A 16,740-nucleotide genomic window follows, 5' to 3' on the forward strand; every position below is an offset into this window, starting at 1 on the left:
CCCCCCTTACCAAGTCCTGCGAATGTGCGAAAGCCTCAGCGCAGCACGGGCTGCGTCGGGTCCTGCGTCGCGCGCGCCACCAGCGCCGGATCGGTTACCGCACCGGAAAGTTCGCGCCGCAGCGTCTCGACCAGCTTTTCGGTCACCACGACCTTCTGGGTCCGGCCGGACTGTTCCTCCAGGATCGCCGCCTGCCCGCCTGCCGCCTTGGCATCGGCCGTCACGCGGCGCGGGCCGTCGATCACCGCGCCGGTCGCGGCATCCAGAACCGTCAGATCAAAGACCATGTTATGCGTGCCGCCCACCGTATAACGGGTCTTTTCCGTCACGCCGTGAAAGCGCACCAGTTCCAGCTTCAGCACCGCCGCGCGCGGCCCCTTCATCGTGGCCGCCGCCTGGCTGGCCGCCGCCTGGAAGATCGCCCCGATCTGCTGATGACGGTCACCGGGCGCATCCCCGCGCCACACGATATCGGCGATGGGATAGAACACATTCGCCTCGGACACGCGCAGGGCACGCGGCACCGAGACCTGAATATCGCTGATCGAGTAGAGCGGCGCCACGACGCGCGCGCCGGTCTCCGGGATGGATCCGGTCCCCCGCGATGCCAGCGTCAGGGCATCATTGCTCAGGCTCCGGCTTGCCGGTTCGCTGCTCACACAGGCCGAAAGTGCCAGGGCAAGGCCCAGAGCGGCGATCTTCTTGAAACTGTTCATATGCATACCTCCGGGCCTCCGCCCATACTGATGGGACGAGGTATGCGAATCGAATGTGGCCGAAATTGGTTAACGGCAGAACATTTCCAAGATTTAGCGCCGATCTGGAAACAATCGGCCCGATCATCGCCATCCGCGCAACGCTGCGCTAGAATGGCGCGGAAAGCCGCCCATATTGCAGGCGTCCGTTGAGGTTGTTAGCGCTAACAGAATCTGTTAGAACCCTGCCAGCCGCCGCCGAAGGAGAAGCCCATGTCGATCAATCCCGCCATCGCCCGCGTGACGGACCGCATCCGCGCCCGCTCTGCCGATCTTCGGGGGGCCTATCTCGACCGTCTCTCGCGCGCCGCGACCGAAGGCCCCGCACGCGGCCACCTCGCCTGCGGCAACCAGGCCCATGCCTATGCCGCCATGGGGGCGGACAAGGACAGCCTCGCCGCAGGCCGCGCCCCGAATATCGGGATCGTGACCGCCTATAACGACATGCTCTCGGCGCATCAGCCCTTCGAAACCTACCCCGCCCTGATCCGCGACGCCGCCCGCAAGGCCGGTGCCACGGCCCAGGTGGCGGGCGGCGTTCCGGCCATGTGCGATGGCGTGACCCAGGGCCAGCCGGGGATGGAGCTTTCGCTTTTCTCGCGCGACGTGATCGCGCTCGCGGCGGGTGTGGCCATGTCGCACAACACCTTCGATTCTGCCCTCTACCTCGGCGTCTGCGACAAGATCGTTCCGGGCCTCATCATCGCCGCCGCCACCTTCGGCCATGTCCCCTCGATCTTCGTCCCCGCAGGCCCCATGACCTCGGGCCTGCCGAACGATGAAAAGGCCCGCATCCGCAACGCCTATGCCGCAGGCGAAATCGGGCGCGATCAGCTGATGGCAGCGGAAATGGCCTCCTATCACGGCCCCGGCACCTGCACCTTCTACGGCACGGCGAACACCAACCAGATGCTGATGGAGTTCATGGGCCTCCACCTTCCCGGCGCTTCCTTCGTGAACCCCGGCACCCCCCTGCGCGAGGCGCTGACGACGGCCGCCGTCGACCGCGCGGCCCAGATCACCGCGCTCGGCAACGACTACCGCCCCGTGGGCGAAATCCTCGACGAACGCGCCTATGTGAACGGCCTCGTGGGCCTCATGGCCACCGGTGGCTCCACCAACCTCGTGCTGCACCTGCCCGCCATGGCCCGCGCCTCGGGCGTGATCCTCGACCTGCAGGATTTCGCCGATATCTCCGAAGTCGTCCCCCTGATGGCCAAGGTCTATCCCAATGGCCTTGCCGACGTGAACCATTTCCACGCGGCGGGGGGCCTGTCCTACATGATCGGCCAACTCCTTGATGCGGGTCTCCTGCACCCCGATGCCAAGACGGTGGCAGGCGACGGCCTCTCGCTCTACCGGCAGGAACCGAAGCTCAGGGATGGCAAGCTGCATTGGGAAGATGGCGCGAATGAAACGCTCAACGACAAGATCCTCCGCCCGGCGACCAATCCCTTCCAGGCGACAGGGGGCCTCCGGCAACTGACCGGCAACCTCGGCCGCGGCGTCATCAAGATCTCTGCCGTCGCCCCCGAACGCCATGTGATCGAGGCCCCGGCCCGCATCTTCCACGACCAGAACGATGTGAAGGCCGCCTTCAAGCGCGGCGAATTCACCTCTGACACCGTGGTCGTCGTCCGCTTCCAGGGCCCGCAGGCCAACGGGATGCCGGAACTCCATTCCCTCACCCCCACCCTCTCGGTCCTGCAGGAGCGCGGGCTGAAGGTGGCCCTCGTCACCGATGGCCGCATGTCGGGCGCATCGGGCAAGGTGCCCGCCGCCATCCATGTCTCTCCCGAGGCGTCCTCCGGCGGCCCCCTCGCCCGCCTGCGCGACGGCGACATCATCCGCCTGGATGCCACCGCAGGCACCCTCACCGTCCTCGCCCCCGATTTCGACAGCCGGAGCCCCGTCACCGCCGATCTCACGGCGAACGGCTTCGGCATCGGGCGCGAACTCTTCGAAGCCTTCCGCCGCAATGTCGGCCCCGCCGAAACGGGGGGCGCCGTCGTCGTCTGACAGGAACCGCCCCCCTTCATCTGTTCTTCAAATATCCTGCGGGGGTCCGGGGGTGCAAAACCCCCGGCGCTCGCCACAAGCGAACCGCCGAAAGGAAAGCCCATGACCCCCGCCGAACAATCCGCCGCCGCGCTGAAAGTCTGCCAACTTGCCCCCGTCGTTCCGGTCCTCGTGATCGACGACCTCGCCCATGCCGCCCCCCTGGCAAAGGCCCTCGTCGCGGGCGGCCTGCCCGCGCTGGAAGTCACCCTTCGCACCCCCGTCGCACTGGACGCCATCCGCGCCATGGCCGATGTCGAAGGCGGCACGGTCGGCGCAGGCACCCTCCTGACCCCCGCCGACGTCAAGGCCGCGAAACGCGCAGGCGCCACCTTCGGCGTCTCCCCCGGCGCGACCGACAGCCTCATCAAGGCCTGCGAGGATGAGGGCCTCCCCCTCCTCCCCGGCGCGGTCACCGCCACGGAGATCATGACCCTCCTCGAGCGCGGCTACACGGTGCAGAAATTCTTCCCCGCCGAACAGTCGGGCGGTGCGGCTTTCCTGAAATCCATCGGCTCGCCCATCCCGCAGGTCAAATTCTGCCCCACCGGCGGCATCAGCCTGAAGAACGCGCCCGATTACCTGTCCTTGAAGAACATCCTCTGCGTCGGCGGCTCATGGGTCGCCCCGAAAGAGGCGATGGCCACGGGCGACTGGGCCGCCATCACCCGGCTGGCAGCCGAGGCGCGGGCGCTGCGCTGAATGGCTTGCCCGACTCCCCCGTTGCGATCATTCTCGGAATGATCCGCAACGCTGGGGGACGCGATGACCGGACCAGCCATCCAGACCTGCCTCTGGTTCGACGATCAGGCGCAAGAGGCCGCGGAAACCTATGTCGCGCTCCTGCCCGGCTCGAAGATCATCCACAGCTTTCCCCGCCGTGGCGGCGACGGGGTCTTTCTTCTGCATGTCTCGCTTCTGGGCCAGCGCTACAGCTTTCTCAACGGCGGGCCGCATCACCGCCTGACCCCCGCCGCCTCGATCGAGGTGCATCTGGATACCCAGGCCGAGGTGGATCTTCTGTGGAACGCGCTTCTGCAAGGGGGCGAGGCGATGCGCTGCGGCTGGCTGACCGATCGCTTCGGCCTGTCCTGGCAGATCATCCCGCGTGGCCTGATCCGCCTGATGCAGGCCGCGGATGACGCGGCCGCCGCCCGGGTGACCGAGGCGATGATGGGCATGGTCAAACTGGATGTCGCCGCCCTCGAAGCCGCCGCCCGCGGCTAGGCGATTTTTGACGCAAGAATCGCGGAAAATTCTGACGCAGAATTTTCCGGCCCCCGACCGGATCAATCCCGAAATCTGCGTCAGATTTCGGCGCGATTTCTGCGTCAGAAATCGCTTCACACGCCCCATACCCGCGCCGCTCGCACGTCATCCGGGTCGCCCCCCGAAATCTGCGCCAGATTTCGGCGCGATTTCTGCGTCAGAAATCGCTTCACGCGCCCCCGACCCGCGCCGCGCGCCCGCCGCGCCGCTTCGGCGCATCGGGCGTCATCAGCCCGTCCTGCAGCACCTTCGACATCGGATGATCCGGTGCGCCCAGCGCATATTCCGCCATCACCGTGCGGATCGCGTCCTTCATCGGCGCATCCAGCGGCAGGCTCAGCGCCCAGTCCACCAGGATCGACCGGCATTCCCCCGGCGTGATGCCCTCGATGCGATAGCTTTCCCGCACCAGCCCCTTCGGATCCGCCTCTTCCAGCCGCACGGCCCGTCTCCCCATTTCAGCCCCCATCGCCCACATGGGCCGCAATCACCCCCGCGGCAAGCCCCGTCACCAGATCCAGCCGCGCGCTCAGCGCCTCGGCCCCGGCCTCCCCCGTCTCGCGCAAGAGGAAGGCGCGCGCCCCCTCACCCAGCCGCTCCGGCTCCAGCACCTCATCGGTGATGAGTCGCGTCCCCGCCTGCAACCGCCACAGCACCCTGTAGGCATCCAACAGCATCGACGCGTCCGAATCCGACAGGATTCCCCCTTTTCGCCCCGCTTCCAGCTGCCGCTCCACCCCACGCGCGGGCGAACCGGACAGCAGCGCCGCCAGTTGCGCCATCAGCTCGATATCCATCAGCCGGCCGGGGCCGTTCTTCGCCTCCCAGGCCCCCCGCGCGGGCTTTGCCGCCTGCAGCCGCGCCCGCATCTCGGCCACGTCCTGCCGCACCTTCGACCCCCGCCCCTTTTCCGGCAGCAGCGCACGGCGAAAGGCCTCCACCTCGGCCGCCAGTTCGCCCTGCCCCGCCAGCACCCGCGCCCGCGTCAGCGCGAGGTGTTCCCAGGTCCAGGCCTCGCTCTCCTGATAGCTGGTGAAGGACTGGATCGAGGTCGCCACCGGCCCCTGCCGCCCGCTGGGACGCAGCCGCATGTCCACCTCGTAAAGCCGCCCCTCCGGCATCTGCGCCGTCAGCGCCGTGACAAAGGCCTGCGTCAGCCGCGCGTAATAGGGCCGCGTCGCCAGCGGGCGCGCCCCGTCCGAGGTTTCGATCCCCTGCGCATCATAGATCACGATCAGGTCCAGGTCCGATCCCGCATTCAGCCGCGCCGCACCCAGCGATCCCATCCCGATCACCACCGCCCCCCGCCCCGGCAAGGGCCCGTGCTTGCGCGCGAATTCCGCGCAGACCACAGGCCAGAGCGCGGCAATCACCGCCTCGGCCAGATCGGCATATTCCTTGGCCGCCTGAAAGGCATCGACCAGCCCGCGCAGGTGATGCACGCCGACGCGGAAATGCCATTCCTTCATCACCCGCCGCACCACGCCCAGCTTCTTTTCGTAATCCGGCTCGGCCGCCATGGCCGCGGCCATCGCCTCGGCCAGCACCCGCACCCCGGGCCAGGCGGAAAAGAACGACCCGCCGATCACCCCGTCCAGCACCCCGGCATTGCGCGCCAGATGCCGCGCCAGCGCGGGCGAGGTTCCGGCGATATCGACGATCAGGTCGATCAGCGCGGGATTGGCCTCGAAGAGCGAGAACAGCTGCACCCCGGCAGGCAACCCCGCCAGGAACCCGTCCAGCGCCACCAGCGCCTCATCCGGATTGGCCGCGCGCATCAGCCGCTTCAGCAGCGCCGGGCGCAGACGGCGAAAGATCGCCTGCGCCCGCTCGCTCCGCAGCGCCGGGTAATGCGACCAGCCATCGACGATCCGCCGCGCACTGTCGGAAAGCTCGGGCAGGGCCTCGGTCTCGCCGGGTGCGAAAAAGCCCTCGGTCAGCCGATCGGTGCGCGCCAGCCGGTCCAGAAGCCCCGCCCGGAACATTGCCTCGTCCTGGCCGCAAAAGGCCGCGATGCGCGCCACGCCTTCCGCCGTCACCGGCATGTCATGGGTCTGGGCATCGCCCACCATCTGCAACCGATGCTCCACCTCGCGATGGGCGCGGTAAAGCTCGGTCAACTCCCCCGCCACTTCGGCCGGGATCCAGCCCTTGGCCGCCAGCGCCGCCAGCCCCCCCACGGTGGTGCGGTCGCGCAGATCGGGATCGCGCCCCCCCGCGATCAACTGCCGCGTCTGGGTAAAGAATTCGATCTCGCGGATACCCCCCTGGCCCAGCTTCATGTTATGCCCCTCCACCGTCAGGGGCCGGTTCAACTGCCGATGCTCGCGGATGCGCAGCCGCATGTCATGCGCATCCTGGATCGCCGCGAAATCCAGATGCTTGCGCCAGACGAAGGGCGTCAGCGCCCGCAGGAACCGCTCCCCCGCCGCCAGATCGCCGCCACAGGGCCGCGCCTTGATATAGGCCGCCCGTTCCCATGTCCGCCCGACGCTTTCGTAATAGCTCTCCGCCGCCGCCATGCTCAGGCAGACCGGCGTCACCGCCGCATCGGGGCGCAGCCGCAGATCGGTGCGGAACACATAGCCCCCCGCCGTCAGATCCGACAGCATCGCCGCCATCTTCCGCGTGACGCGGATGAAGGAGGCCCGCGCCTCACCCGCCTGATCGCCATAGCGCGTTTCGTCGAACAGGCAGACCAGGTCGATGTCCGAGGAATAGTTCAACTCCCCCGCCCCCATCTTCCCCATGGCCAGCGCAACCATGCCCGCGCCCGTCACCTCATCCCCCGGCACGGCCCCCGGCAGCTTGCCCCGCCGGATCTCCTCGGCCACAAGGACACGGATCGCCAGATCGACCGACAGGTCCGCCAACCGCGTCAGCGCCCCCGTCACCATCTCCAGCGGCCAGACCCCGCCCAGATCGCACAGCGCCGTCAGAAGTGCCACCCGCCGCTTGGCCAGCCGCAACGCCTCGCCCAGCGCCTCGGCCCCCTCGGCGCGCGCGGGGGCTGCCAGCACCGCCTCCAGCGCGGCCTCGGGCGCCCCGGCCAGCGCCTCGCGCAGCCAGTCCCCCTCGCGCCCCATCAGGCCCTTCAGGAACGGGCTGCACCCCGCCGTCGCCGCCAGAAGACCGGCCGCCTCCGGGCCCAGATCGGCAAAGGCCCGCGCCACATCGGCGGCGGCCTCGGCGTCATGGGCAAGGGGGGAACGGCTCGTGCGGGCGGAAAAGGATGCATCTGTCATGCCCGCACCCTGCACCGCCCGCCCGGCAGGGTCAACGAAGCCCCGCCCCATTGCCCAACCCCCGCCCCGCAGGCTAGACCCGGCCAAAGGACAGGAGCCCGCATGAGCAGAAGCCTCGCCCGTGTCACCGCCGCCCTTCGGGCGGCCGGCCTGCAGATCACCCCGCTCGAAATGCCGGGCGAAACGCGCACCGCCGAACAGGCGGCCGCCGCCGCGGGCTGCGGGCTCGACCAGATCGTGAAATCCATCCTCTTCGCAGGGGCCACGCCAGACCGGCTCTTCCTCTTTCTCACCGCGGGCGGCAACCGGGTCGATCCCGCCCGCGCCACTGCCCTCGCGGGCGAAGCGCTGGGTCGCGCCGATATCGACACCGTCCGCACCGTGACAGGCTTCGCCATCGGCGGCGTGGCCCCCCTCGGGCACCTGACGCCGCTGCCCACCTGGCTCGATCCGCGCCTGATGGACTTTCCCCTCGTCTGGGCCGCCGCAGGCACGCCGCGCCACATCTTTCCGATCGCCCCCGCAGATCTGCATCGCCTCACCGGCGCGACCCTCGCCCCCTTCACCGCCTGACCCGGCCCTTCATCTTGGCGGCAAATACCCTCAGGGGGTGAATTGCCGCGGCACGCGGCAAGAGGGGGCGGAATGCCCCTTCACGGGGCCCCATCCGCGCCGCAGGGCGCGGGTGGGGAGAAACGGCTTGCGCGGGCCCCGCCCGCGCGCCGCAGGATCACCGCCGGGACGGCATCCGCTCCGCATGTAAATTATTTTAACATACCCCCTTGCAGCGTGCCCTGCGCCACCACATCTTCCCTCATGTGAAAGACATTCACATCAACCTCGCAACGGGAGACCGCCGATGAACAGCTACCCCACCGCCGCCCAGCGCCTTCCGGGCGGCCTCCTTTCCTGGCCCCGCCGGGCCGAAGCCTGGCTCGATGACCATGGCCGCAAGGCCTGGATCACCGCCATGGTGCTGGGCTTCATCTTCTTCTGGCCCCTGGGCCTTGCCCTCGTCGCCTACATGACCGTCACCAACCGCTGGAGCAAAGACATGTTCGGATCCACCTGCCGCACCGCCCGCCGCGCCCGCTGGGGCGAAGACCGCGTCCGCGCCTCTTCGGGCAACAGCGCCTTCGACGCCTACAAGGCCGAAACCCTGCGCCGTCTCGAAGACGAACAGGCCGCCTTCGAAGGCTTCCTGAACCGCCTGCGCGAAGCCAAGGACAAGCAGGAATTCGACGCCTTCATGGACGAGCGCGCCCGCGCGCCGCGCCCCGAAGCCGCGCCCCTGCCCCCGGCACAGGCCTGATCTCGTCCTGCCGCACTTGCAACGGTGGCCCGCAAGGGCCACCTTCCCCCCATCCACCGGAACCCGCGATGATGATGACCGACGATCTGGCCCATGCCCAACCCGATCCCGACCGCCATGCCGAATTCTACCGCGGCGTCGCGGCCAAACGTGCCTTTGCCTGGATCCTCGACACGATCCTCGTCACGCTGATCGTGGCGCTGGTGGCCGTTGTCACCGCGCTGACCGCGCTCTTCATCCTGCCGCTGGTCTGGCTGACGGTGGGCTTTCTCTACCGCTGGATCACGATGTCGGGCGATTCCGCCACCTGGGGGATGCGGCTGATGTCGGTCGAATTCCTCGATCGCTACGGCCAGCGCTTCGATGCCGCCACCGCCTTCCTGCACACGCTGGGCTATTCGCTCTCCATGGCCTTCGTGCTGCCGCAGATCCTGTCTGTCGCGCTGATGCTGATCAGCCGCCGCGGCCAGGGCCTGACCGACATGGTCCTCGGCTCGGTCGCGATCAACCGCGCGGCCTGATCGCCCGGGCCAAGGCGCAAATCGGCAGCAAAGGCCCGGAAAATGCCGGATTCCCGACTTGGCGACCGGCACGACCCTTGCTAGGGTTGTGCCGTTCCCCATGATGATCGCCAGATGCGCCACACCCTTCCCATCGCGCCCCAGTTCTATGTGACGGCTCCGCAACCCTGCCCCTATCTGGACGGGCGGATGGAACGCAAGCTGTTCACCGCGCTGCAGGGGGAACATGCGCAAAAGCTGAACGACACCCTGTCCAAGCAGGGCTTCCGCCGCAGCCAGAACGTGCTCTATCGCCCCTCCTGCGCGGAATGTTCGGCCTGCCTGTCCGCGCGCATCCGGGTGGCGGATTTCGAACCCCGCCGCACCCAGCGCCGCGTCCTGAAACGGGCCGAGGATCTGCGCCGCAACGCCACCAGCCCCTGGGCCACCGAAGACCAGTTCTCGCTCTTCCGCCGCTACCTCGACACGCGCCACGCCGATGGCGGCATGGCCGACATGGACATCTTCGAATTCGCCGCGATGATCGAGGAAACCCCGATCAAGAGCCGGGTCATCGAATATACCCGCCCCGCAGGCCCCGGCGAACGCGGCCGCCCGCTGGCCGCCGTCTGCCTGACAGATGTCTTCGATGACGGCCTGTCGATGGTCTACAGCTTCTACGATCCGGCCCTGACCGACCTGTCGCTGGGCACCTATGTCATCCTCGACCACATCGCCATCGCGCGCGAGGCGGGGCTGCCTTACGTCTATCTCGGCTACTGGGTGCCGGGCAGCCGCAAGATGGGCTACAAGGCGGGCTTCAACGCGCTGGAGATCTACAAGGCCGGCCGATGGCAGGACATCGGCGATCCCGCCGATCACAAGGCCGAACTGCACCCGCTCTCCGTCGATCCCATCGCCGAACAGGTGGCGCGGATATCGCTGCCCGATACCCGCGTCCCGCGCGAGGGCTGAGCCCGGGCGCAACGGCCCCCGCCGCCCGGCCGAAGCGTGGCCCGCGCGCCACGCCACCCCCGACAAAACCGGCCGAAGCGCGATCTTTTCCCGCCCTGCCCCCTTGTCTTCCGGAAACCGCACACGATTTGGGGGGGGCGCAAGGGGCCCGTCACCGACGGGCCGACAGCAGGGAAAAAGCATGACCTATCTTCTTTTTGTCGTTGGCCTCGTGGCCTTGTTCTTCGGCGGCGAATACCTCGTCCGGGGGGCCAGCGCCGTGGCTCGCCACTTCCGCCTTTCCCCCATGGTGATCGGCCTCACCATCGTGGGCTTCGGCACCTCGGCCCCCGAACTGCTGGTTTCGGTGCAGGCGGCCCTTGCGGGCCAGCCCGCCATCGCCATCGGCAATGTGCTGGGATCGAACATCGCCAATATCCTGCTGATCCTCGGCACCTCGGCCACCATCGCCGCGCTGCTGATCCCGGCCCGCCAGCTCTGGCGCGATCTGGCCTTCATGCTGGCCGCGACCGGGGCGATCTGGGTCATGCTGCTTGACGGCACGGTGACGCGTGCCGAAGGCGGCATCCTGTTTGCAGGCCTGATCGTCTTCCTCGCCACCGCCTTCCTGACCGGCAAGACCGAAGAGGAGGAGGCCGATCTCGGCGACATCCCGCAATGGAAGGCCTGGGGCATGACGCTGGGCGGGCTTGTCGTCCTGGTCATCGGCGCGCGGCTTCTGGTGGACAGCGCGACCGAGATCGCCCGCGCTTATGGCATCTCCGAGGCCGTGATCGGCCTGACGATCGTGGCCGTCGGCACCTCGCTGCCGGAACTCGCCACCTCCGTCATCGCCGCGATCCGAAAGCAGACGGAGATTGCCGTGGGCAATGTCGTCGGCTCCAACATCTTCAACATCTTCGGCATTCTGGGCCTCACCGCCCTGATCACCCCGATCCCCGCCGATCCGCGCTTTGCCGCGATCGACATGCCCTGGGTCGCGGGCACAGCCATTGGCCTGACGATCCTCGCCTTCGTGCTGGGCGGCCTGCCCCGAATCGCGGGCATCCTCCTGCTGGCGGCCTATGGTGGCTATGTCTTCCTGATGGGCTGACGGCCCCGTCACGGGCAGCGGGGGGTGCAACCGCACCCCCCGCACCCCCCTTGTCTCTTCAGATCAAGCCTTCCGCCTTCATCGCCGCCTGCACGGCAGGCCGCGCCGCGACGCGGGCGCGCAGCGCCTCAAGCTTCGGGAAGGCGGAAAGATCGTGGCCGATGCCCTTGGACCAGTTGGTCACCGTGAAGAGATAGGCATCCGCCGGAGTGAAATCCTCGCCCAGCAGGAAGGCGCGCCCATCGCCCAGCCGCGCCTCGACCAGGGCCAGACGGCTTTCCAGCAGCGCCATCTGCGCATCTCGCGCCGCCCCTTCCAGCCCCCGGAAGAAGGGGGAATAGGTCTTGTGCACCTCGGTCGAGATGAAGTTCAGCGCCTCCTGCAGGCGCGCGCGCGCCAGCGTGCCCGGCGCAGGCAGCCTGCCCGGCGTCACGCTGTCGGCCACATATTGCATGATCGCCACGCCCTCGGTCAGCACCTCGCCATCCGCCAGCACCAGCACCGGCACCGCGCCGCGCGGGCTGATCGCGGCGAAATCCGCACCGCTTTCGGTTGTCTTGGCGCGGATATCGGCGCGCTCGATGGAAAACTCCGCGCCGCTTTCGGCCAGCACGATATGCGAGGCCAGCGAGCAGGCCCCCGGAGAGAAGTAGAGCTTCATCCTCATCACCCTTTGTCACAAGCAGGCGGCACCTTGCCGCCCCTTGCCCCCTTCCAAAGCAGAAGCCGCGCCCGAAGGCACGTGGAAAGCCGACTCATCCTTGCAGGATCGCCTGTGCATCACCGCAGATATTTCCGGACATTGCGTCCAGCCGCCACCATTTGAAATGAAATTACAATTTTTGCCCCCACCGCGACACTTTAGGCCCGCTTTTGCGGTTGACGCCCCCACAAGCCCGCCCTAGTGTCCGCCCCGTCGACAAGGAGATGGGCGATGTCCGGCAATCTTGCTGTAGTTGGACGATGGCGCATGGGGCGGTGACGCTTGCCATATGGCTCCCATGCGCCCCCGGACGGAACGCCGGGGGCTTTTTCTTGCGCGGTGGACGTGATGACGGGGCGAAAGGCCCCACGGAAGGGTGAAGGCAGATGACGAAACAGATGACCGGCGCACGGATGGTGGTTCAGGCCCTCAAGGATCAGGGGGTCGATGTCGTCTTCGGCTATCCCGGCGGGGCGGTGCTGCCGATCTATGACGAGATCTTCCAGCAGAACGACATCCGCCACATCCTCGTCCGCCACGAACAGGGCGCGGTCCATATGGCCGAAGGCTATGCGCGATCGACCGGCAAGCCGGGCGTGGTGCTGGTGACCTCGGGCCCCGGCGCCACCAATGCCGTGACGGGCCTTGTGGACGCGCTGATGGATTCCATCCCGCTGGTTGTCCTCTCCGGCCAGGTGCCCACCTTCATGATCGGCACCGACGGCTTTCAGGAGGCCGATACCGTGGGCATCACCCGCCCCTGCACCAAGCACAACTGGCTGGTGAAGGACACGGCGAAACTGTCGGAAACCATCCATCAGGCCTTCCATGTGGCGACTTCGGGCCGCCCCGGCCCGGTGCTGATCGACATCCCCAAGGATGTGCAATTCGCCACCGCGACCTATACGCCGATGGAGAAGACCCGCCTCCAGCATTATCAGCCCCGCACCAAGGGCGACCCCGAGGCGATCCTGCGCCTGGTCGAGATGATGGAAACCGCCGAACGCCCCATCCTCTATACCGGGGGCGGCGTGGTCAATTCCGGCCCCGCCGCCAGCGCCCTGCTGCGCGATCTGGTGGCAGAGACGGATTTCCCCATCACCTCCACGCTGATGGGCCTCGGCTCCTACCCGGCTTCGGGGAAGAACTGGCTGGGCATGCTGGGGATGCACGGCCTCTATGAGGCCAACCTCGCGATGCATGGCTGCGACCTGATGATCAACATCGGCGCCCGCTTCGACGACCGCATCACCGGCCGGGTGAAGGATTTCTCGCCCCATTCGCGCAAGGCGCATATCGACATCGACCCGTCCTCGATCAACAAGGTGATCCGCGTCGATGTGCCGATCGTGGGCGATGTGACCGAAGTCCTGCGCGAGGTGCTGCGCCTGTGGAAGGAACGCGGCGCGCGCACGAACAAGGCCGGGCTTGAGAAATGGTGGAAGCAGATCGCCGAATGGCGGGCCGTGGATTGCCTGGCCTTCAAGAACAGCGACAAGACGATCAAGCCGCAATATGCCCTGCAACGGCTCGAGGCGCTCACCAAGGGGATGGATCGCTACATCACCACCGAGGTGGGCCAGCACCAGATGTGGGCGGCGCAGTTCCTGGGTTTCGAGGATCCGAACCGCTGGATGACATCGGGCGGCCTGGGCACCATGGGCTATGGCCTGCCCGCCTCGATCGGGGTGCAGGTGGCCCATCCCGAGGCGCTGGTGATCAATGTGGCGGGCGAGGCGTCCTGGCTGATGAACATGCAGGAAATGGGCACCGCCATGCAGTTCCGCGCGCCCGTCAAGCAGTTCATCCTGAACAACGAACGCCTTGGCATGGTGCGCCAGTGGCAGGAATTGCTGCACGGCGAACGCTATTCGCACAGCTGGAGCGAAAGCCTGCCCGATTTCGTGAAGCTGGCCGAGGCCTTTGGCTGCAAGGGCATCAAGTGCAGCGATCCCAGGGATCTCGACGATGCGATCATGGAGATGATCCGTTACGACGGCCCGGTGATCTTTGATTGCCTCGTGGAAAAGCACGAGAACTGCTTCCCCATGATCCCGAGCGGAAAGCCGCATAACGAGATGCTGCTGGGCGAGGCAGATACCCAGGGCGTCATCGGCGCCAAGGGCGCGGTTCTGGTCTGACCCCCATCGCACCGGGGGGGCAACCGCCCCCCCGGACCCCCCTCAGCACGACAAGCAAACGCCAGAAAAGGGAGTGACGGATGTCCGCGCTCAACATCAAGAAGGGCTCTACCAGCCATTCCGCCTATGATCTTCGCGACAGCCATTCGCAGGTCGAGGAAAGCCACACGCTCGCCATCATCGTCGAGAACGAACCCGGCGTCCTGGCCCGTGTCATCGGCCTCTTCTCGGGCCGCGGCTACAACATCGACAGCCTCACCGTGGCCGAGGTGGATCACACCGGCCACCGCTCGCGCATCACCATCGTCACCTCGGGCACGCCTGCCGTGATCGACCAGATCGAGGCGCAGCTCGGCCGCATCGTTTCGGTCTACGAGGTGCATGACCTGACCGCCGAAGGCCCCGCCGTGCAGCGCGAACTGGCACTGTTCAAGGTGGCAGGCAAGGGCGATGCCCGGATCGAGGCGCTGCGCCTGGCCGAGATCTTCCGCGCCAATGTGGTGGACAGCACGCTGGAAAGCTTCATCTTCGAAATGACCGGCACGCCCGAGAAGATCGACGCCTTCGCCGATCTGATGCGCCCCCTCGGCCTGCGGGAAATCGCCCGCACCGGCGTGGCCGCCCTGTCGCGCGGCGCCTGATCCGGCCCAACGGCAAGCGTCCCCCGCATGCCGGGCGGGGGGCGGCCTCAGGCCTGCCCCGCTGCCAGCCGCCGCAGCCGTCTGCGCCGCATCTTCAGCGCCGCCGTGACCGACCATGTCAGATGCACCAGCACATAGCCCAGCACGGATGATGCCACCGCAAAGATCAGCAACCCGCAGGCCGTCTGCAACGAGGCATCAGACAGCCCCGCCAGAAAGCCTGCCGCAACCGGCCCCTCTTCCAGCGCATCCCGGATCTCGGTCGTCGGGCCCAGCACGCCGCGCCCCACCCACCAGGCCATGTACCAGACCGGCGGCATCGTCAGCGGATTGGTCACCAGCGTGGCAAGGCTGGCCGTGATCAGGTTGCTGCGCGTGAAGGCGGCGATCACCGCCGCCAGAAAGACCTGCCCCACCGGCAGGACAAAGGCGCAGAACAGCCCCACCGCCACCCCGCGCGAGACGCTGCGCCGGCTGACATGCCAGATCGAAGGCGCCGAAAGCCAGTGGGCCACCGGCCGCAGCACGCGGTTCCCCTCAAGGGAATGGCGCAGACGTCCCAACCCTTTCAGCCAATCGCGCATTCTGCCCCTTCTCCGGCCCCGGCCACACCGACCTTCCCTCAAGGATGGGGATCGGATCCCCGCCACTCAACCGCCAAAAGGTAAGCAAAGGGTGAAAAGCTGCCATCCGCCGCAGATTTGTCTCACCGGCCCTCGAACCGAGGCGGGCGCTTTTCCAGAAAGGCCGCGACGCCTTCCCGGAAATCCGCCGTGGCCCCGGCCTCGGCCTGCAGCCGTGCCTCCAGCGCCAGTTGCGCCTCCAGCCCGTTGGCTGGGCTCGCCCGCAGGGCCTGCTTGACCAGCCGATAGGCCGCGCCCGGCCCCCGCGCCAGCGCCGCCGCCCGCCCCGACACATGGGCAGCGAAGGCCTCATCCGGCACCGCCTCCCAGATCATCCCCCAATCGGCGGCCTGCCGCGCGCCGATCTTCTCGGCAAACAGCGCCGCCCCCATGGCCCGCGCCATCCCCACCTGACGCGGCAGCCAGTACGTGCCCCCCGCATCCGGGATCAGCCCGATCCGCGTGAAAGCCTGGATGAAGGATGCACTTTCGCAGGCGATCACCACATCGCAGGCCAGCGCCAGATTGGCCCCCGCCCCCGCCGCCGCGCCATTCACCGCGGCAATCGTCGGCACCGGGCAATCATAGATCGCGCGCAAAAGCGGCTCATATTCCTCGGCCAGCACGCGGCCAAGGTCCATCTGGCCCAGCGCCATCGCATCCTGCAGATCCTGCCCCGAACAGAAGGCCCGCCCCGCCCCCGTCAGCACGATACAGCGCGCCTCGCGCTCCACCCTCTGCCAGGCCTCCAGAAGCTCCGCCCGCAGAAGCGAGGACAGCGCGTTCATCACCTCCGGCCGGTTCAGCGTGACCGTCGCCACGCCGCCCTCCACCGCCACCGTGATCGTCTGGTATGACATGGCAAAGCCTCCCTTTTGCCCCACCCTAACGGGCGATGGGCAAAGGAAAAGCCCGACCCGGCGTCACTCCTTCAGGATTTCCGCCAGCCGGGCCTTCTCGGCCTCGCTCAGATCCTCCACCGCCGCCTGGCCGCGCCTGCGGAAGGTGGCAAAGGCGATCCCCGCCCCGGCCAGCAGCATGGCGGGCCCCGCAACCCAGAGCAGGATATTGGCCCCCGTCGCGGGCGGGTTCAGCAGCACATATTCGCCATAGCGCTCCACCAGGAAGGCCACCGCCTCTGCGTCGCTGTCGCCCGCCAGCAGCCGCTCCCGCAGCAGGATCCGCAGGTCGCGCGCCAGTTGCGCATCGGAATCGTCGATATTCTCGTTGCGGCAGACCAGACAGCGCAGCCCCTTCGACAGGTCCCGCGCCCGCGCCTCCAGCGCCGGGTCGGCCAGCATCTCGTCGGGCTGCACCGCATGAACGGGCGCCGCCCAGACCGACGCCACGATCAGGGCAACCCGCAGGGCGGATTGCAGGGCGGGCCGTAGGGCGGGCCGTAGGGCGGGCTTCAGCCCGCCGCCC

At 67.7% G+C, this 16,740-nt stretch carries 17 protein-coding genes; 10 read left to right on the plus strand and 7 right to left on the minus strand.

The window, feature by feature from the left end:
• Positions 1-35 precede the first annotated feature (35 nt).
• Positions 36-716, minus strand: coding sequence for a DUF6778 family protein (locus G5V65_RS13945; RefSeq protein ID WP_165051174.1), 681 nt, complete (start codon positions 714-716; stop codon positions 36-38).
• A 252-nt stretch (positions 717-968) separates the two neighbouring features.
• Here G5V65_RS13945 and edd point away from each other — a divergent pair, with 252 nt between their 5' ends.
• The 3 genes from edd (at position 969) to G5V65_RS13960 (ending at position 4,040) form a co-directional block, all read left to right on the plus strand.
• The gene (edd, locus tag G5V65_RS13950) at positions 969-2,774 is read left to right on the plus strand and encodes a phosphogluconate dehydratase (protein WP_165051176.1); all 1,806 of its coding nucleotides are present in this window, start codon (positions 969-971) and stop codon (positions 2,772-2,774) included.
• A 102-nt stretch (positions 2,775-2,876) separates the two neighbouring features.
• Positions 2,877-3,515, plus strand: a complete 639-nt coding sequence (gene eda / locus G5V65_RS13955; RefSeq protein ID WP_165051178.1) for a bifunctional 4-hydroxy-2-oxoglutarate aldolase/2-dehydro-3-deoxy-phosphogluconate aldolase — start codon at positions 2,877-2,879, stop codon at positions 3,513-3,515.
• 63 nt (positions 3,516-3,578) lie between these two features.
• Positions 3,579-4,040 (plus strand): VOC family protein, encoded by a 462-nt coding sequence (locus tag G5V65_RS13960; RefSeq protein WP_165051180.1) that lies wholly within the window; start codon positions 3,579-3,581, stop codon positions 4,038-4,040.
• A 211-nt stretch (positions 4,041-4,251) separates the two neighbouring features.
• Here G5V65_RS13960 and G5V65_RS13965 read toward each other — a convergent pair whose 3' ends face one another.
• Both G5V65_RS13965 and G5V65_RS13970 read right to left on the minus strand, forming a co-directional pair.
• Positions 4,252-4,524 carry a hypothetical protein gene (locus G5V65_RS13965; RefSeq protein ID WP_165051248.1) on the minus strand — a complete coding sequence of 91 codons (273 nt, stop codon included), beginning with the start codon at positions 4,522-4,524 and terminating at the stop codon, positions 4,252-4,254.
• Between the two features lie 16 nt (positions 4,525-4,540).
• Positions 4,541-7,327, minus strand: coding sequence for a [protein-PII] uridylyltransferase family protein (locus G5V65_RS13970; protein ID WP_165051182.1), 2,787 nt, complete (start codon positions 7,325-7,327; stop codon positions 4,541-4,543).
• A gap of 102 nt (positions 7,328-7,429) precedes the next feature.
• Between G5V65_RS13970 and G5V65_RS13975 the strand changes: the two genes are divergently transcribed.
• From G5V65_RS13975 to G5V65_RS13995, 5 genes are all read left to right on the plus strand, one after another.
• A complete protein-coding gene (locus tag G5V65_RS13975; protein ID WP_165051184.1) occupies positions 7,430-7,900 on the plus strand; it encodes a YbaK/EbsC family protein in 471 nt (156 codons plus the stop codon).
• A gap of 286 nt (positions 7,901-8,186) precedes the next feature.
• Complete coding sequence (locus tag G5V65_RS13980; RefSeq protein ID WP_165051185.1) at positions 8,187-8,639, plus strand: DUF2852 domain-containing protein; 453 nt, start codon at positions 8,187-8,189, stop codon at positions 8,637-8,639.
• A 71-nt stretch (positions 8,640-8,710) separates the two neighbouring features.
• Positions 8,711-9,160: an RDD family protein gene (locus G5V65_RS13985; protein WP_394352246.1), complete on the plus strand. Its 450-nt coding sequence runs from the start codon at positions 8,711-8,713 to the stop codon at positions 9,158-9,160.
• A gap of 114 nt (positions 9,161-9,274) precedes the next feature.
• On the plus strand, positions 9,275-10,114 hold the full coding sequence (locus G5V65_RS13990; RefSeq protein ID WP_165051187.1) for an arginyltransferase: 840 nt from the start codon (positions 9,275-9,277) through the stop codon (positions 10,112-10,114).
• 181 nt (positions 10,115-10,295) lie between these two features.
• Positions 10,296-11,207 (plus strand): calcium/sodium antiporter, encoded by a 912-nt coding sequence (locus G5V65_RS13995; RefSeq protein WP_165051188.1) that lies wholly within the window; start codon positions 10,296-10,298, stop codon positions 11,205-11,207.
• A gap of 58 nt (positions 11,208-11,265) precedes the next feature.
• Here G5V65_RS13995 and gstA read toward each other — a convergent pair whose 3' ends face one another.
• Complete coding sequence (gene gstA, locus G5V65_RS14000) at positions 11,266-11,868, minus strand: glutathione transferase GstA (protein WP_165051189.1); 603 nt, start codon at positions 11,866-11,868, stop codon at positions 11,266-11,268.
• A 428-nt stretch (positions 11,869-12,296) separates the two neighbouring features.
• On the opposite strand from gstA, the gene G5V65_RS14005 reads away from it, so the two are divergent.
• Complete coding sequence (locus tag G5V65_RS14005) at positions 12,297-14,051, plus strand: acetolactate synthase 3 large subunit (RefSeq protein WP_165051190.1); 1,755 nt, start codon at positions 12,297-12,299, stop codon at positions 14,049-14,051.
• A gap of 80 nt (positions 14,052-14,131) precedes the next feature.
• The gene (gene ilvN / locus G5V65_RS14010; protein WP_165051191.1) at positions 14,132-14,692 is read left to right on the plus strand and encodes an acetolactate synthase small subunit; all 561 of its coding nucleotides are present in this window, start codon (positions 14,132-14,134) and stop codon (positions 14,690-14,692) included.
• Positions 14,693-14,739: 47 nt separating this feature from the next.
• Here ilvN and G5V65_RS14015 read toward each other — a convergent pair whose 3' ends face one another.
• The 3 genes from G5V65_RS14015 to G5V65_RS14025 all read right to left on the minus strand — a co-directional run bounded on the left by G5V65_RS14015 (position 14,740) and on the right by G5V65_RS14025 (position 16,682).
• Positions 14,740-15,276, minus strand: a complete 537-nt coding sequence (locus G5V65_RS14015) for a DUF2062 domain-containing protein (protein WP_165051192.1) — start codon at positions 15,274-15,276, stop codon at positions 14,740-14,742.
• A gap of 122 nt (positions 15,277-15,398) precedes the next feature.
• Positions 15,399-16,175, minus strand: a complete 777-nt coding sequence (locus G5V65_RS14020) for an enoyl-CoA hydratase-related protein (protein WP_165051193.1) — start codon at positions 16,173-16,175, stop codon at positions 15,399-15,401.
• Positions 16,176-16,238: 63 nt separating this feature from the next.
• Positions 16,239-16,682, minus strand: a complete 444-nt coding sequence (locus G5V65_RS14025; protein WP_206526804.1) for a cytochrome c-type biogenesis protein — start codon at positions 16,680-16,682, stop codon at positions 16,239-16,241.
• Between the last annotated feature and the right edge of the window lie 58 nt (positions 16,683-16,740).

The sequence above is a fragment of the Paragemmobacter kunshanensis genome (assembly GCF_011059185.1).
Classification (GTDB): domain Bacteria; phylum Pseudomonadota; class Alphaproteobacteria; order Rhodobacterales; family Rhodobacteraceae; genus Paragemmobacter; species Paragemmobacter kunshanensis.

What these genes read in the sequence shown, in the direction of transcription:
- edd (WP_165051176.1), top strand. Translation starts at nt 969, where the DNA reads ATGTCGATCAATCCCGCCATCGCCCGCGTGACGGACCGCATCCGCGCC.
- eda (WP_165051178.1), top strand. Translation starts at nt 2,877, where the DNA reads ATGACCCCCGCCGAACAATCCGCCGCCGCGCTGAAAGTCTGCCAACTT.
- G5V65_RS13995 (WP_165051188.1), top strand. Translation starts at nt 10,296, where the DNA reads ATGACCTATCTTCTTTTTGTCGTTGGCCTCGTGGCCTTGTTCTTCGGC.
- G5V65_RS14020 (WP_165051193.1), bottom strand. Translation starts at nt 16,175, where the DNA reads ATGTCATACCAGACGATCACGGTGGCGGTGGAGGGCGGCGTGGCGACG.
- G5V65_RS13975 (WP_165051184.1), top strand. Translation starts at nt 7,430, where the DNA reads ATGAGCAGAAGCCTCGCCCGTGTCACCGCCGCCCTTCGGGCGGCCGGC.
- gstA (WP_165051189.1), bottom strand. Translation starts at nt 11,868, where the DNA reads ATGAAGCTCTACTTCTCTCCGGGGGCCTGCTCGCTGGCCTCGCATATC.
- G5V65_RS13960 (WP_165051180.1), top strand. Translation starts at nt 3,579, where the DNA reads ATGACCGGACCAGCCATCCAGACCTGCCTCTGGTTCGACGATCAGGCG.
- G5V65_RS13990 (WP_165051187.1), top strand. Translation starts at nt 9,275, where the DNA reads ATGCGCCACACCCTTCCCATCGCGCCCCAGTTCTATGTGACGGCTCCG.
- G5V65_RS13970 (WP_165051182.1), bottom strand. Translation starts at nt 7,327, where the DNA reads ATGACAGATGCATCCTTTTCCGCCCGCACGAGCCGTTCCCCCCTTGCC.
- G5V65_RS13945 (WP_165051174.1), bottom strand. Translation starts at nt 716, where the DNA reads ATGAACAGTTTCAAGAAGATCGCCGCTCTGGGCCTTGCCCTGGCACTT.
- G5V65_RS13985 (WP_394352246.1), top strand. Translation starts at nt 8,711, where the DNA reads ATGATGACCGACGATCTGGCCCATGCCCAACCCGATCCCGACCGCCAT.
- G5V65_RS14015 (WP_165051192.1), bottom strand. Translation starts at nt 15,276, where the DNA reads ATGCGCGATTGGCTGAAAGGGTTGGGACGTCTGCGCCATTCCCTTGAG.
- G5V65_RS14005 (WP_165051190.1), top strand. Translation starts at nt 12,297, where the DNA reads ATGACGAAACAGATGACCGGCGCACGGATGGTGGTTCAGGCCCTCAAG.
- ilvN (WP_165051191.1), top strand. Translation starts at nt 14,132, where the DNA reads ATGTCCGCGCTCAACATCAAGAAGGGCTCTACCAGCCATTCCGCCTAT.
- G5V65_RS13980 (WP_165051185.1), top strand. Translation starts at nt 8,187, where the DNA reads ATGAACAGCTACCCCACCGCCGCCCAGCGCCTTCCGGGCGGCCTCCTT.